The sequence below is a fragment of the Pinibacter aurantiacus genome (assembly GCF_019130065.1).
In the GTDB taxonomy this organism is placed as follows: domain Bacteria; phylum Bacteroidota; class Bacteroidia; order Chitinophagales; family Chitinophagaceae; genus Pinibacter; species Pinibacter aurantiacus.
In genome coordinates this window covers 48,978-63,787 of record NZ_JAHSPG010000013.1, presented here as the reverse complement: position 1 = coordinate 63,787, position 14,810 = coordinate 48,978, and the positions used below count along the sequence as shown (strand labels likewise).

Sequence of the window (14,810 nt, the reverse complement as noted above, 5' to 3'; positions counted from 1 at the left end):
AAGTAAACGATGAAAAAATTCCTTACCCTTGGCGCCTGCTTGCTGATTTTTTTGCAGGCATTTTCACAAACAAAGGCGAAAAAAGTATCGGGCATTCACCCATTACCTGCTCGTATTCCGCAAAGCGAATATGGCATTGTGCAACAATCAAACGAGAAAGTGAAATGGCTTCTGAACGCTCGCTTTGGCATGTTTATTCATTGGGGATTGTATGCAGGCCCTGCAAAAGGCGAATGGTACATGGAGAATAGCGCAGTGCCTGTTGAAGCATACAGGAAGCTGGCCTATCCGGAAAGTGGCGATGAATATTTTTCGGCCGATAAATTCAATGCAGATGAATGGGCCGCATTGGCGAAAGCTGCCGGTATGAAATATATGTGCCTTACTGCCATGCACCATGATGGCTTTGCATTGTTCGACAGCCGGTACATTAATTCATTTACCAGCAAACAAACACTCAATCGTGATTTTGTAAAGGAGTACACAAATGCTTGTCGCAAAGCCGGGTTGAAAGTGGGATTATATAAAACGATGATCAACTGGCGCTATCCCGGTTATTATGATGCGAGCGGAATGGGTGCTAAAAAAAATAATTGGGGCTATGGTACCGATATAGCGCATAAAGAAAATGCGCGTGAGATGAAAGAAGGACTGTACTATGATGTAAAAAAATTAATGACCGATTATGGAAAGATTGATTTGATATTTTGGGATGGCGGCTGGCTTGGGCAACAAGGCACTGATGCAGACGCAGCTTACTTTTGGGAGCCCGGAAAATATCTTGATACGACGAATCAATGGCCCATTAATAAATTTTTCCAGGATACAGATGCAGAAACCGGTAAGCCACTGGGCATTATGGGAGTAGTTAGAAAATATCAACCCGATATAGTTGTCAATCCCCGTTCTTCCTGGATGGGTGACTTTATGAGTGAAGAAGGCGGTGCGCCAATAACAGGGCCCATTCGTTCAAAAGAGATTTGGCAGAAATGCATGACCCTTGGCGGTGCATGGGGGTATACAGCTGCAATGGAAGACAGTACAAAAATGATTTCGTTCAATCAACTAAAACGTATGCTGGCCGATGTGGTGATTAGAAATATGTCGTTGTTGTTGAATGTTGGTCCGGATAGGCACGGTGTGATCAGCCGGCCTGTTACACATTTGTTACAACAAACCGGCAATTGGTTACATGGAAGAGAAGAAGCTGTTTACGGCACTTTCGGCGGCCCATGGAATCCCAAAGACGGACAGTATGGGTTTGCTTACAGGGATAGTACGATCTATGTTTTTCTCCTGGACAATTTTAAAAGTAATGCTATAACCCTGCCGGCAATTAATAAAGGGCAGCGTATTATGAAAGTCTATGAAGTGGGCAGAGATTCGAAACTGCGTTTTTCACAAAATAAAAATCGCGAAATAACGATCCACTTTCCCAATGCAGATGATAATGTCAGAATTTTTGCGGTAAGGTTAAATGAAGAAGTATTGAATAATGAATAGTGAATATTAATAACACTGCAACGATTAAGTGACAAATAAAAAATTGTAATTGCTAATTACCTGATTTTTTAATAATAAAACACAAATGCGAATAAAACCCTTATTGTTGTGTGTAATCATTTTTTGTATAACGATTGATTTGCATGCACAGGAAATTTTTTCTCCCAACGGGAAAATAAAAGTTGTGGTGAGCTTGCCCAATAAAACTGCTAACGAAATTTATTTTACAACATTTTACAAAGTCAATAACGGATTTATAGAAGCAATGCCTGCATCGCCATTAGGCATAAACCGCGCCGACGAACAATTTGTAAACAACCTTCAATTGACTAAAGAATCGAAATCAATTTCCATTCACGACAGATACCAAATAGTTTGCGGCAAGCGCCTGCTATGCGAAAATTTTGGAACAGAAAAAACATTCAGTTTTCAAAATTCGAATCATCAACCTATTAATATTGTTTTCAGGGTATATAATGATGGCGTTGCTTTTCGATACGAATTCCCCGATCGTTCATTTACGGCGAAAAATATTCTTGACGAAGCAACAACCTACAATTTTCCGGATAACACAAACCGCTGGATGCAACCTTTCGAGGCGGCTTATGAAAATTTTTATCCGTTAAATAAAACAGGAATTGGAGAGGGTAAAAGCAGGCAGGAGTGGGGTTTTCCGGCATTGTACCAGGTAAATGATCAACCGGTCTATGTTTTGATCTCAGAAGCAAATATTAGTGAAAACAATTGTGCCGCTAAACTCAGCAACCTTCAAAATAAAAACCAATACAAAGTAGTGTATCCGGAGCAGAGAAAAGAATTCCCGCATACCGGCGTTGTTACCACACTGCCCTGGAGTTCGCAGTGGCATACGTTAATTATTGGTAAGCTGAGTGACATTGTTGAGTCTACCTTAATAACTGATGTCAGCAAATCAAATCAATTAAAAGAAACAAACTGGATAAAACCCGGAGCTGTTTCATGGATATATTGGGCTAATAACAATGGATCGAAAGACTATAAAAAAGTGGTAGAATATGTTGATGGGGCCGCTGCGATGCGCTGGCCCTATGTTTTAATAGATTGGCAATGGGATATAATGAGCAACGGCGGAAATATCATTGATGCGGTTAATTATGCAAAGAGCAAAAACATTAAGCCATTGGTTTGGTATAATTCTTCCACCAATGCAATCGATACTTCCAATAATTCGAATGATTGGTTTAAATATGCTACCCCTTTATTTCGCCTGAATACTCCCGAAAAAAGAGCGCAAGAATTTTCATGGCTGCGCAAAATTGGCGTGTATGGAATTAAAGTTGATTTTTTTGCTGGTGATCAACAAGACATGATGAAGTATTACATTGATATTTTGAAAGATGCTGCAAAATACCAGTTGATGGTAAACTTTCATGGTGCCACTGTGCCACGCGGCTGGCAGCGGACTTATCCCAATTTGATGACAACAGAGGCTGTTTATGGGGCGGAATGGTACAATAATGGTCCCACGTTAACCAACAAAGCTGCTGCACATAATACAACATTGCCGTTTACCAGGAATGTCGTTGGCGCCATGGATTATACGCCTGTTACGTTTTCAAATTCACAGTTCCCACACATTACAAGCTATGCACACGAGTTGGCACTGGCTGTTGTGTTCGAGTCGGGCTGGCAACACTTCGCGGACAAACCGGATGCCTATCATTCATTACCTGAAGACGAAAAAAACTTTCTTCAAAATTTTCCAACGGCATGGGAGGACACTAAACTGATAGATGGTTATCCTGCGGAAAAAGTAATAATGGCCCGTAAGAAAAATGGGATTTGGTATGTGGGTGGATTGAACGGGAAAGATGAGAGGCAAACATTGGTTTTGAACGTCAACTTCTTAAAGGATGGAAACTATGAACTCCAATTAATAAAAGATGGACACGATGATAAATCGTTTTTATCAGAAAAAATAAAAGTCAAAAAAGGGGATACTATAAAAGTTGAATGCCTTGCCCGGGGCGGCTTTGCCGGGGTAATTAAAAAAATGAAAGAATAAAAATAAGATATCTTCCTCAAGAAAATATTATAGGTGATTAGTTTTCTTACAACCGGTAGCCTTCCTTTTCATTTGGCATTCAGTATATAAAAAGGAAGGCTATCTGTTTTGGATTGTCAAACGGTAGGCAATGTTTTGTGTTTCACAGTTACTGGGTTTATTAATGGCCAGGTTATAAATGCATGGCGAACATAGGAATTGGTTTTTTAGACATGAGCGGTTTCAAAGAAGCGTAAGCGCCAGCGTCAAGATTTTATTAAAAAATAAAAGGTAATATAATGTATGTATCGTACCTGGTCGATAAATTAAATCGTATTCAATAGTATTAAATTGAAATATTGAATGCTAAAGTAGAAGCCATTCATGCTTGTAAAATCACTTAACATTGCGATAGTCAATAATTTTTCGAAATGCAGGTAAGCGGTGATGAAATTGTATCGGTGTTATAATTGGCCTGGGTCCTACGTTACCTCGACAAAATTATTGTTGCGATAATGAGAGGCCAGCGGAATGTATTTGCAGTGATTTGAGACATAATTAAGTCTAGCAAGTTTTTAACAGCCGGTTTTTATTAGCCTTGCTTTGCCCTGTAACTTTGAATTTAAGAATATGTCCAAAACCGAAAGCAGGCGCTGTACGACAGTTATTGCTTTTTATTATTTCTTGTTATTTGCAATGACCAATTGTTTAAATTCTTCGCGATATTTACTGCCAATCGGAATTTCGTTGTCTGCAATTTTTATGGTGTTATTGTCGTAGGCATGTACATAGTTCTTGTTAACGATGTAAGATTTGCTTACCCTTATAAAGGTGTCACCTGGCAGATTACCGTGAATTGTTTTAAGATTCATGTTGGTAATGATACGGCTTTGGCGAAGATGAATGATAACGTAATCCTTGAGGCCTTCGATAAATAAAATGTTTTTATGCTCCACCTTTACAAACTGTCTTTCTGCTCTGACAAGAATGTAATCTGCAGAAAAATTCAGTGAAGGTGCATTGTTAGCTTGTTTCAACAAGTTAAGATAATCAAAGGCCTTTCGGATGGCTTTATGGAACCTGTCGTTATGTATGGGTTTAACCAGGTAATCAATAGCATCCACTTCATAACTCTCCGTTGCATACTCAGGATGGGCCGTTATGAAAATGAGCATTGTTTGCGATGGTAGTACGCGGGCGAGTTCAATACCCGACATGCCATTCATCTCAATATCCAGCAGGATTAAATCAACCTGGTTTGTTTGAAGAAATGTGAGCACTGTTTTTGCCTGGTTAAAGCTTCCCACTACTTCAACATCAGAATATTCCTGCAGTAGTTGATTAATGCCCATTCTCGCGATCGGCTCATCATCCACAATTATGCACTTCATAGTTTTATATTTAAGATTACGTGAAAGGTGTTTTCTCCTTCACTGATATCAAGGGTATGTTTTCCCGGATATAGAAGTTCCAGCCGGCGTTTCACCGTTGGTAGTCCCAGTCCTCCAACTTTATGGGTTTTGTGTTTGTTTACAGGATTTGTGCAAATAAAAACCAGGTGGTGGTTGTTGGTAGAAAAGGAGACATAGACATTTGCCTCTTTGCTATCAACGTTGTGTTTGACTGCATTCTCGACAAACGGAATGAAGAGCAATGGAGGGACTTCTATCAGTTCGCTATTTTTCGAATGATTTTCAACAGTAAAGCGAAAATGATCACGTCTTATTTTTTCCATTTCAAGAAAGTGTATGAGAAATTCAATGTCGGCGTGCAAAAAAACTTTTTCTTGCTGACTATCGTATAATTGATACCTGATAAAATCGGATAACTCGATCACAAGTTTTCTTGCCTTCTTTGGTTCAGCGCCAATCAGAACATCAATATTGTTAAGCATATTAAAAAGGAAATGCGGGCTGATATTTGTTTTCAGCAGATCTAACTCTGTCTTGTAAAAACTGTTCTCCAATTGCATTAACCGGTATGTGTCATTCACCCATCTTTGGAATAATTTGACGGCAGAAGTAGCGGCAATCAATGTGCCGTAAAAAAGCAGGTAAAAAATAAAAGCAACTGCAAAAGCTCCTGCGTTAAAAGGTGTTTCATCCGATGGTTTTACGAATCCTAGTTTGGAAAAAGAGGTTAACAGTGTATAGAATACTAACAGGGACAAGATGAGAACAATTGCATATGCTTTGTACCTCGCTTTAAAAAGATACTGCGGTAGAAAAAAGTAAAGGTTGAACAGGATAGGTGCTGCCAGCAAAACGAAAGTGCCCGGTGCAAACCACCAGTGAACCTGTTTAATGTTTTTTGTAGCAATGCTTAAACCGATAGTGATTACTAATAGGAAACTAAAAAGTATAGCTCGACGATATTTGCTGTACTTTGTATCTACGAGGTAGTTTATAAATATTTCCTTTGATTCTTTCAATTTTTTAGTTTGATTGTAGGGGTGAATTATTTTCCCGAGTCTAATATTCTGGCTTTTTCATTTTTAAGATTTTGAAATTCTACGAAATTGCATTTTTCTTCTACAAAAGTGAGTAGCGTTTTTCTAAGTATAGAATTACTGCTTCTTCGTCTAGTATCGTCTTATTCATTTTTACCTGCCATTACTTTTGAGATGATTTAAATAAATTATTAAAAGGTAATAAATATAATGAACATGGAATATTTAAAGAGAACAGCGTTAGCAGTCGCACTTTTCACGAGTGTATTTGTTCTGGGGCCTACTGACGGAACGGCTCAGTTCAATTCAAATGTTACGTTAAAAATTGGTGACGCTGCACCTGCTTTGAAAGTGGAAGGATGGGCTAAGGGCAGACCTTTAACCGGATTTAAAAAGAGTAACGTATATGTTATCGACTTCTGGGCCACCTGGTGCGGCGGTTGCATCGCTTCATTTCCCCAGATCAGCGCGATAGAAGAGAAGTACAAAGGAAAGGTGCAGTTTGCGTCTATCGATAGCTATGAAGATATCGGCGATAATAAAGGAAAAGATGCCGTGACCATCGTAAAGGAGTTTTTAAAAACGCCCAAAGGACAAACCCTGAAATTGAATGTCGCAGTGGATGGCAAGGCAAATAGCATGTACAATAGCTGGATTAAACCGTTGCGTCGACAGGGATTTCCGACAACGTTTATTATTGACGGGGAAGGCAAGATTGCATGGGTCGATGTTAACCTTGACCAGCTTGATTGGGCGCTGGAACAGGTGCTTGCGGGAACCTGGGATAAACAAAAAGCAGCACAAATAATGAAGGGCAAGGATGATTTGGAAGATCAATTGATAAAGGGATTCCAGGACACGGCAAATAAGAAATCTATAATGCGTGCCATGAAATCGCATACCGAGCAACTTGAAAAACAATTCCCTGACAGAAGAGATGCGTTTGCATTTTATAAACTGTTTGCACTGTTGGAGGTTGACATGAGTGGAGTGCCTGCTGTGTTGGAACAAATGGCTGCAGATCCGTTATCGAGGTATTTGAACTTGTCTGATGCGGTTGGATTGACTTTGCAGAAACCAAACCTTTCAAAGGAAACTTATATGGCATGTGCAAAGATCCAGGAACGCCTGCTGCAATATCAATTCAAGGAGAAAGGGTATGGCGGAAAAAGCGTAAAAGCCTACCAGGAGCTGGCAGATACCTATTATCATGCTGGTAACTACAAGCTTGCCCTTAGTAATATTCAGGAAGCGATACAATTGGCTCAGAAAGAAAAGGTTTCTGCCGAAAAAATAGAGGAATTGCAAAAAATGTATGGCAAGTATCAGCAGAAAGGGTAGTAATCGATCAAGTTAGTAAACCCTTTCCTCAACTCTTAATAATAAAACACAATGAAGGTTTTAGAGCTAAATAATATTCACAAATCTTACGGGGCTACAAAAGCTTTGAATGGCGTAAGTTTTAGCGTGCCAAAGGGTTCTATCTTCGGGATACTTGGACCCAACGGAAGTGGCAAGACTACATTACTCAGCATCATACTAGATGTGTTAAAAGCAAACGATGGAAGTTATACATGGCTTAGTGAAACGCCTTCTGCCATGCAACGGCAGAGCATAGGCACGCTATTGGAAACACCGAATTTCTATCACTATTTATCCGCTTCACGCAATCTTGAAATCACCCGGCAGATCAGCGGTCGTGGTAGCGCCGGAGATATCGACATAGCACTAAAAAAGGTAAAGCTTTATGATCGACGCGGCAGCAAGTTCAGCACTTATAGTTTGGGTATGAAACAAAGACTGGCCATTGGTGCAGCGCTGTTAGGATTGCCTTCTATTTTGGTATTAGATGAACCTACCAACGGACTCGATCCCGTGGGTATTGTTGAAATTCGTGAATTAATCCTGGAACTGAATGCAAACGGCCACACTATTATAATTGCTTCTCATTTACTCGATGAAGTAGAGAAGATTTGTACGCACGTCGCCATTATGAAGTTTGGGAACCTGCTGACCTGCGGTCCTGTTGATGAAGTGATGGCAAATGATGACTGTGTGGAAGTGGGCGCCGATAATTCCGAAGCGCTGCTTATAGTGATGGGAAAATATCCTGGTGTTTTAAACATCAGCACTGAAAAGGATCTCGTTGTTGTCGGTCTTCAAAAAGGCACTGCAGATCTCGAAGAGATTAATAGGTTCTGTTTCAATAGTGGCATTGTTTTAAATCATTTGTACATGCGCAAACAAAAACTGGAGACTCGCTTCTTTGAACTCACTCAAAACTAATTTCCTATGACAAATCTTTTGAAAATAGAATGGTTAAAAATAAAAGCATATCCGGCCTTTTGGTGGGTACTGGTAATAACTGCTATTTCTTATCCCGCGGTGAATTATACTATGTCCATCGCATATCACCATTTTCTGGACGATCCCAAAATGGCGGCGCTAAAACTGATGATCGGCAACCCTTTTGCATTTAACGAAGTGTGGCACACGGTGGCTTATTTTTCTTCATGGTTCGTACTGTTTCCTGCAATCATTGTGATCATGTTGATCACCAATGAATATACTTTTAAAACCTACAGGCAAAACGTCATTGACGGCTGGAGCAGGAATCAATTCTTATTGGCAAAGCTGTTGAATGTTTTTGTTATATCCATTATTATTACGGGGTTGTACCTGGTTGTTTGTTTATTGATAGGAATGAAAAATACAACAGCTTCTGATAAGGCAGGACCGAGCGGCACATATTTCATCGCCTATTTTTTTCTGCAAACATTTTCCCAGTTGTCCATTGCATTTATCATAGGATTCTTTTCGCGAAAGTCATTTATTGCGTTGAGTGTATTTCTTTTTCTGTTTCTTATCCTGGAACCAATTCTTACAAAGATGTTTGAGATAAAAGATATTGCTGTTGGACATTTTCTTCCCTTTGAAATATCTGATCGCATGATTCCTCCGCCTGCATTCTTTGGCCGCATGGATCCGGCAGCATACGATCTGGCAATGAAGAATGCGAGTCATCATTTTCTATATACCCTTGTTTTTACAATGTTTGTTTGGATAGGTTGTTTTAGGTTTAATAGGATGAAAGATCTTTAATCCCTTGGCTTTTCCATTTAGTTACAATTTAGTTACAAGCTCGGGCCGGCACCGTTTAAGTGCTGGCTCTTGCCATTGGTGGGCAAGACTTTCAGGAGCTTGTAAAGCAGCAAGTTGTCAAAAAAAACACCCCAAAACTTTTTTTCGACTTGCTTTTTTTATTGTAGTTTGCGCCTATCGCTTAAATTTCTCCCTTGACAAAACAACTGCCCTATACTGACACTGAATTGGCAGAACTGATTAGAAACGGTGACGCAGAAGCCTTTCGTTTGTTATTTGAAAGGTTCATTCGTGCATTGGTATATTTCGGTGTCAAGCTTACAGGAGACCAGGAAGAATCAGAAGACGCAGCAAGTGAGGCGCTTCAAAAGCTCTGGCAGAAAAAAGAGGACATGAAAGGGTACCCGGAAATGAGGGCTTATCTTTTTTCAATAGTACATAACCGTTCCGTAAATTTTCTAAAGCGTCGAAGCATGATCAAAACGGCGCATCAGGCCATCCAGGCAGAAGAAGAGTCGCACTCAGACAGTTCAATCACCACAAGAATAATACAGGCTGAAACAATGGTGGCTATTTACGGCGCCATCGATAAGTTACCCCAACACCACCGCGACCTGTTGTATAAGATTTATATAGAAGAACTATCTACTTCCGACCTCGCTAAAAACCTTGGAACCACACCTGCCCACATCCGCACTGCAAAAGCAAGGGCACTGGCTTCATTGCGTGAGATTTTGTCGGATGAAACGTTGCTCAAAAGCTGTATTATTTTCTTCTTTTTATTTTCTGCAAAATAATTTTAAAGAAATTGTTACGCTTTTGTTACTTGATTGTTCTACTATAAGAACGAAACATTCTTTAGCATTCACATGATAGAAGATCAAATAAAAAATATACTGCTTAAAAAGGTGAGACGTGTCAACTTATCTATGGATGAGCAGCGCCAGCTTGATGACTGGCTGAGTGTTTCGGACGATAACAAAGCTATCCTGTCGCAGATATTGGATGAGCGCCAGCTTGCGGCAGAGCTGATGATCTTGCAAAATATTTCGACCGATACAATCTGGGAAAAGCTGCGCGACGATTTGCAGTTGCAGGGAGCGATGGTAACGTCGATTAATAACAAGCCACGCATGCGCCGCTATTGGATGTATGCGGCAGCGGCGGCTGTTCTACTTGCAATCGCAATTCCTGTTTACCGTTGGCAAACCGGTGCTGAAAAATCACAACTTGCTCAAAAAGATTTTTCCAAAAAGTTTGATTTGCCACCGGCGTCCAACAAAGCAACACTTACACTTGCTGATGGTTCTGTCATTGTTTTGAGTGATTCTGTACATGGTGTTATAGGCCAGCAGCCGGGAAGTACGATTAATGTAAAGGGCAATGGTGAAGTGGCTTATACACCTTCGGGTAATAACACTGCGGGAAATGACTTCAATACGATTCGTACTCCAAAGGGTGGCCAAATTCATTTGGTATTACCAGACGAAACGCATGTATGGTTAAACGCCGCTTCATCTATCACTTATCCTACTGCATTTACAGGAAAAGAAAGACGCGTAACCATAACGGGAGAGGGCTACTTTGAAGTAGCATCTAATAAAGACAAACCATTCTTTGTGCAAACAAATAAATGTGTGGTGCAGGTTTTGGGAACGCATTTCAATGTAGATACTTATGAAGATGACGAAGATTCGAGAATAACTTTATTGGAAGGAAAAATCCGGTTAAAAGCGGATGTGAAAAACGGTAGTGTTGGCAATATGAAGGATGTTGATCTCAGTCCCGGCGAGCAGGCTGTAATGGCCAACGAAGGCGGCAACAATACTATGAATGTAATTGCGCACGCGGATATTGATAAAGCAATGGATTGGAGAAATGGACTGTTTAATTTTGATGGAGTGCATTTGCGTGCATTGATGCGTGAGTTGTCACGCTGGTATGATCTGGATGTAGACTATGAAAAAGATGTTCCGGATATCCAGTTTGGTGGAGGTATGAGCAGGTCAGTGCCGTTATCGGAAGTGTTGAAAGGACTTGAAAAAATGGGTGTTCATTTTAGAATAGAATCGGAGAGAAAATTGATTGTAATAAACCAACCGGCTAAATAAATAATTTTTAAACACGGCTGTTGATACCAAAAGCAAATGGGGTCGCGACCTGTTTGGAGGGTATGTATTGCTTGATTTTTATCACTTGTATAACCAAAACTATTTTAAACTTATGCGACATAAACGTTTTCCCGGCTATGGGATGCATGGAAGATTATTACGCATTGTAGCAGTATTTGTAATGCTGTCCACACAGGTCTTTGCAAAGAGCATTGCACAGCGTATTACCTACTCGGGTAAGGATGTCTCACTTACGCAGATTTTTTCCGTTATAAAAAAGCAAACCGGCTATGTAACGTTTTATTCTACAGAGCTGATTAAAAATACAAAACCCGTTAGTGTTTCAGCAAAGGATCTTGCATTGAGCGATTTTTTGACAATGGTTCTAAAGGACCAGGACCTGGATTTTTCGCTAAGTGACAAGACTATTATGTTGTCTAAGCGAGTGAAGCAAAATACTTCTGCGCCATTAGTACAACCAAATGATCCTACACCCGCAACATTGAAAGGAACTGTGTTCTGTAAAGAGGGTCCCATTGCTGGCGCCGCAGTAATGTTAAAACCTATTGGCATTGGTATGGCTACAAATACCAGGGGGGAATTTTCTCTTGCCAATGTTCCGCAGGGCGAATACACACTCGAGATTACCAGTATTGGTTACAAGGCTTATTCAAAAAAAATCACCATTGGCACATCTGTTCCAAAGGTGAATGTAACCATGGAGCCTGAAATGCAGGTGCAGGAAGAAATTGTTGTCTCTACGGGTTACAGCTCAAAGAAGCCTGGTGAGATCACTGGTTCTGTTCAGAAAATTTCAGGTGACGAACTTAGAAAAGGCATTACGACATCTGATCCTACTTCTCTTCTTAAAGGAAGAGTTACCGGTTTGTATATATCAGAACAAAATGCAGGCGATCCAACAAGCACTGGTGGCCAGATCTTCATGCGTGGTCAAAGCAGTATCGTTGGCGTGGGACTTGACCAGGCAAATGAATATGTAATTCCAACGATCAACTATGGACCATTGATCGTGCTTGATGGTGTGATCATGCCGAATCAAAATCTGAAAGAATTAGTAAGTCCAAATGAGATACAGGAAATTACTACGCTTAAAGATGCCGCAGCCACAGCCGTGTATGGCTCTAGAGCTGCGGGTGGTGTATTGGTGGTAACAACAAAGAAAGGCAGAGATGCAAAACCTCGTGTTAGTGCTGAATTGAAGTACGGTGTCAACAAACCAAACCAGGGGACGATAAAATATATGAATGGCCAGGAACTGTATAATTATCAGAAGGATTATTTCACGGCAGATTACAGTGTCAACGGAGGAAGCCTGGCAAGTATGTTTCCAACAGTAGAAGACTACCTGAATTACAAATTGCCCACACAGCAAGCAGTGGCTAACTCGTATGACTGGACAAAATTTGTATTTGTAACCAGCAATACGATGGAAGCAAACCTATCTGCAAGTGGTGGCAATGACAGGTCGAAATATTATTTTGGTGGTACTTATTATAACGAACAATCAACTGGTGTACAGAATGGTCTTACAAGGGGGAATTTCAGATTGAATTTGGATTCAAGGCTTACCAGCAGACTTTCTCTGAATGTTTCTTTAAATGGTATTATTAACAGTGGTAAGCGTGACCCGAATGCAAATACTGATTTTTTTGGCCAATTGATTCCATGGGCGAACCCTTACGATTCAAACGGCAACATTACCCAAACCCTTAACTATAAATTTAACGGTATCCCGGTAGTAAAAGGTAATCCTCTTTTTGACAAACAATATAATTTTAACAAACTTCAATCGCAACTCTTCTTTGGATCTGTAAGACTGGAATACAGAATTACCGACTGGTTGAGTTTATCAAGTACAAATTCCGGCAACCTGAATTATAACAAGGACCAAACTTATATTGATGTAAGAACCTATAATGGTGGAACGATCTATTATGCCCCACAAGGTTACCTCGGAACCAATACCAGCAACTTGTCCAATTTTCTTACCTCCAACCAGTTAACGTTTAGGAAAAAGTATGACAGGCATGCCATCAGGGCCTTGGCTGCGATGGAGTACGGGGAAACAACCAGGGACTATTCAACTGTAAATGTCAACCATGTAAGGGCTGGATATCCTCAAATTTCAATGGGTAGCCAGGTTGGTCCCTCATATGATTTTTCGATATTTGGCATTCCTACTACAAAAGCGGGAAACATAGAAGGTGGAACTGATAAGCGTGCACAGTTTTCTGCCTTTGGAGAGGCGGGCTATACCTACAACGATCGTTATACTGTTAGCGGATCGATCCGAACAGATGCATCCAGTAGTTTCGGCGCTGATAACCGCTATGGAACATTCTACTCAACAGGTGCTGCGTGGATCGTGAACAATGAAGACTTCATGAAGAATGTAAAATGGGTTAATAATCTTAAAGTCCGTGCCAGCTACGGTACCACAGGATCACAATTAGGAGATAATTTTCTTACCAAAACCTTGTACAATCCTACATTGCAGTATAGCGGTCAAAACGCTGCAGTTGTAGCTGTCCTTGCCAATCCGAATTTAAAATGGGAGATTACCAAAACCTTCAATGGTGGCATGGATTTCACCTTGTTTAAAAATCTTGATGTGACACTGGATGCTTATTCCAGACGCTCCGAGGATTTGCTTCAAAAAGTAGCATTGCCCCCAACTTATGGATTTCCTACGCAATGGCAGAACGTTGCAGACGTGCAAAATCATGGTGTAGAATTGATGCTGAACTGGAGAGCAGTGAATAAAAAAGATTTTCAGTGGACCACTTCATTTAACTTAAGTTACAACAAAAACAAAATTATTGCGGTAGCAAACGATTCGCTGGTGCAAGGTTGGAACCAACAAGCATACTATTTATACCCGGGAGAAGATATCAATACGCTAAAAGCGGTAAAATGGGCAGGCGTGGATCCGCAAACCGGCAAACCACAATATGAGAAATTGATTTTTGATGCAAGCGGAAAAAAGACAGGCGTTGAATTAGTAAACTCTGTTGCAGAAGTAGGCGCTGCAACCGATCAACGTCAAAACCAAACCATCGGGTCCTTCCAGCCGAAGTTCTATGGGGGATTTACCAACACTTTTTCTTACAAGCAATTTTCTTTAAACGTGTTGATCACTTATGCATTGAAATATGTGATGAACGATGCAGCCGCACGAGCATACCAGGGAACGTCTCCAATGCTGTATAACCAGATAAAGTATAAAAGCAACCAGGTACCGTGGACTACTCCAGGTCAGACAAATGCAACCGAGCCCTGGATATATTACCAGGGAACCGGATACAGAGATTACTTTGGTTCCAGTAAGTATATGCATGATGCCAGCAATGCATCTTTGCGCAGTGTTCGGTTAAGCTATGATCTTGCCCCTTCAGTGTTGACGAAACTCAGGTTGTCGACATGTAGCTTCTATGTTAGTGGGGACAACCTATATACGCTTTACTCAAAATCAATCATCGCCGCAAACCCGGAAGGACCATCCGTTGGACAGGCGCAGGGTTTTGGTCAATCTGCTTATGGTCTTGGAATTCCAAGACGTTACCTATTTGGCGTGCAATTAACTTTCTAGTTGAACCTTAAA

General features: G+C 40.6%; 10 protein-coding genes. 8 read left to right on the top strand and 2 right to left on the bottom strand.

The annotated features are described in order from the left end of the window. The first annotated feature begins 9 nt into the window (after nucleotides 1–9). The gene (locus tag KTO63_RS16300) at nucleotides 10–1,503 is read left to right on the top strand and encodes an alpha-L-fucosidase (protein WP_217792453.1); all 1,494 of its coding nucleotides are present in this window, start codon (nucleotides 10–12) and stop codon (nucleotides 1,501–1,503) included. Between the two features lie 85 nt (nucleotides 1,504–1,588). Next, nucleotides 1,589–3,547: a glycoside hydrolase family 97 protein gene (locus KTO63_RS16295; RefSeq protein WP_217792452.1), complete on the top strand. Its 1,959-nt coding sequence runs from the start codon at nucleotides 1,589–1,591 to the stop codon at nucleotides 3,545–3,547. A gap of 656 nt (nucleotides 3,548–4,203) precedes the next feature. Here KTO63_RS16295 and KTO63_RS16290 read toward each other — a convergent pair. Further along, the gene (locus KTO63_RS16290) at nucleotides 4,204–4,917 is read right to left on the bottom strand and encodes a LytR/AlgR family response regulator transcription factor (protein WP_217792451.1); all 714 of its coding nucleotides are present in this window, start codon (nucleotides 4,915–4,917) and stop codon (nucleotides 4,204–4,206) included. Further along, nucleotides 4,914–5,957, bottom strand: coding sequence for a sensor histidine kinase (locus KTO63_RS16285; RefSeq protein WP_217792450.1), 1,044 nt, complete (start codon nucleotides 5,955–5,957; stop codon nucleotides 4,914–4,916). Before KTO63_RS16285 ends, KTO63_RS16290 begins: the two co-directional genes overlap by 4 nt. Nucleotides 5,958–6,191: 234 nt before the next feature. Here KTO63_RS16285 and KTO63_RS16280 point away from each other — a divergent pair, with 234 nt between their 5' ends. From KTO63_RS16280 to KTO63_RS16255, 6 genes are all read left to right on the top strand, one after another. Then, on the top strand, nucleotides 6,192–7,316 hold the full coding sequence (locus KTO63_RS16280; protein WP_217792449.1) for a TlpA family protein disulfide reductase: 1,125 nt from the start codon (nucleotides 6,192–6,194) through the stop codon (nucleotides 7,314–7,316). Nucleotides 7,317–7,367: 51 nt separating this feature from the next. Next, nucleotides 7,368–8,261: an ABC transporter ATP-binding protein gene (locus KTO63_RS16275; protein WP_217792448.1), complete on the top strand. Its 894-nt coding sequence runs from the start codon at nucleotides 7,368–7,370 to the stop codon at nucleotides 8,259–8,261. Between the two features lie 6 nt (nucleotides 8,262–8,267). Then, nucleotides 8,268–9,077: an ABC transporter permease gene (locus KTO63_RS16270; protein WP_217792447.1), complete on the top strand. Its 810-nt coding sequence runs from the start codon at nucleotides 8,268–8,270 to the stop codon at nucleotides 9,075–9,077. Between the two features lie 194 nt (nucleotides 9,078–9,271). Beyond that, nucleotides 9,272–9,874: an RNA polymerase sigma factor gene (locus KTO63_RS16265; RefSeq protein ID WP_217792446.1), complete on the top strand. Its 603-nt coding sequence runs from the start codon at nucleotides 9,272–9,274 to the stop codon at nucleotides 9,872–9,874. Nucleotides 9,875–9,946: 72 nt separating this feature from the next. Beyond that, the gene (locus KTO63_RS16260; protein WP_217792445.1) at nucleotides 9,947–11,188 is read left to right on the top strand and encodes a FecR family protein; all 1,242 of its coding nucleotides are present in this window, start codon (nucleotides 9,947–9,949) and stop codon (nucleotides 11,186–11,188) included. A gap of 112 nt (nucleotides 11,189–11,300) precedes the next feature. After that, nucleotides 11,301–14,798, top strand: coding sequence for a SusC/RagA family TonB-linked outer membrane protein (locus tag KTO63_RS16255; RefSeq protein ID WP_217792444.1), 3,498 nt, complete (start codon nucleotides 11,301–11,303; stop codon nucleotides 14,796–14,798). The last annotated feature ends 12 nt before the right edge of the window (nucleotides 14,799–14,810 follow it).

Excerpts from the sequence above, each read along its gene's own strand:
- KTO63_RS16275 (WP_217792448.1), top strand. The coding sequence starts at position 7,368 with ATGAAGGTTTTAGAGCTAAATAATATTCACAAATCTTACGGGGCTACA.
- KTO63_RS16255 (WP_217792444.1), top strand. The coding sequence starts at position 11,301 with ATGCGACATAAACGTTTTCCCGGCTATGGGATGCATGGAAGATTATTA.
- KTO63_RS16300 (WP_217792453.1), top strand. The coding sequence starts at position 10 with ATGAAAAAATTCCTTACCCTTGGCGCCTGCTTGCTGATTTTTTTGCAG.
- KTO63_RS16270 (WP_217792447.1), top strand. The coding sequence starts at position 8,268 with ATGACAAATCTTTTGAAAATAGAATGGTTAAAAATAAAAGCATATCCG.
- KTO63_RS16290 (WP_217792451.1), bottom strand. The coding sequence starts at position 4,917 with ATGAAGTGCATAATTGTGGATGATGAGCCGATCGCGAGAATGGGCATT.
- KTO63_RS16295 (WP_217792452.1), top strand. The coding sequence starts at position 1,589 with ATGCGAATAAAACCCTTATTGTTGTGTGTAATCATTTTTTGTATAACG.
- KTO63_RS16280 (WP_217792449.1), top strand. The coding sequence starts at position 6,192 with ATGGAATATTTAAAGAGAACAGCGTTAGCAGTCGCACTTTTCACGAGT.
- KTO63_RS16260 (WP_217792445.1), top strand. The coding sequence starts at position 9,947 with ATGATAGAAGATCAAATAAAAAATATACTGCTTAAAAAGGTGAGACGT.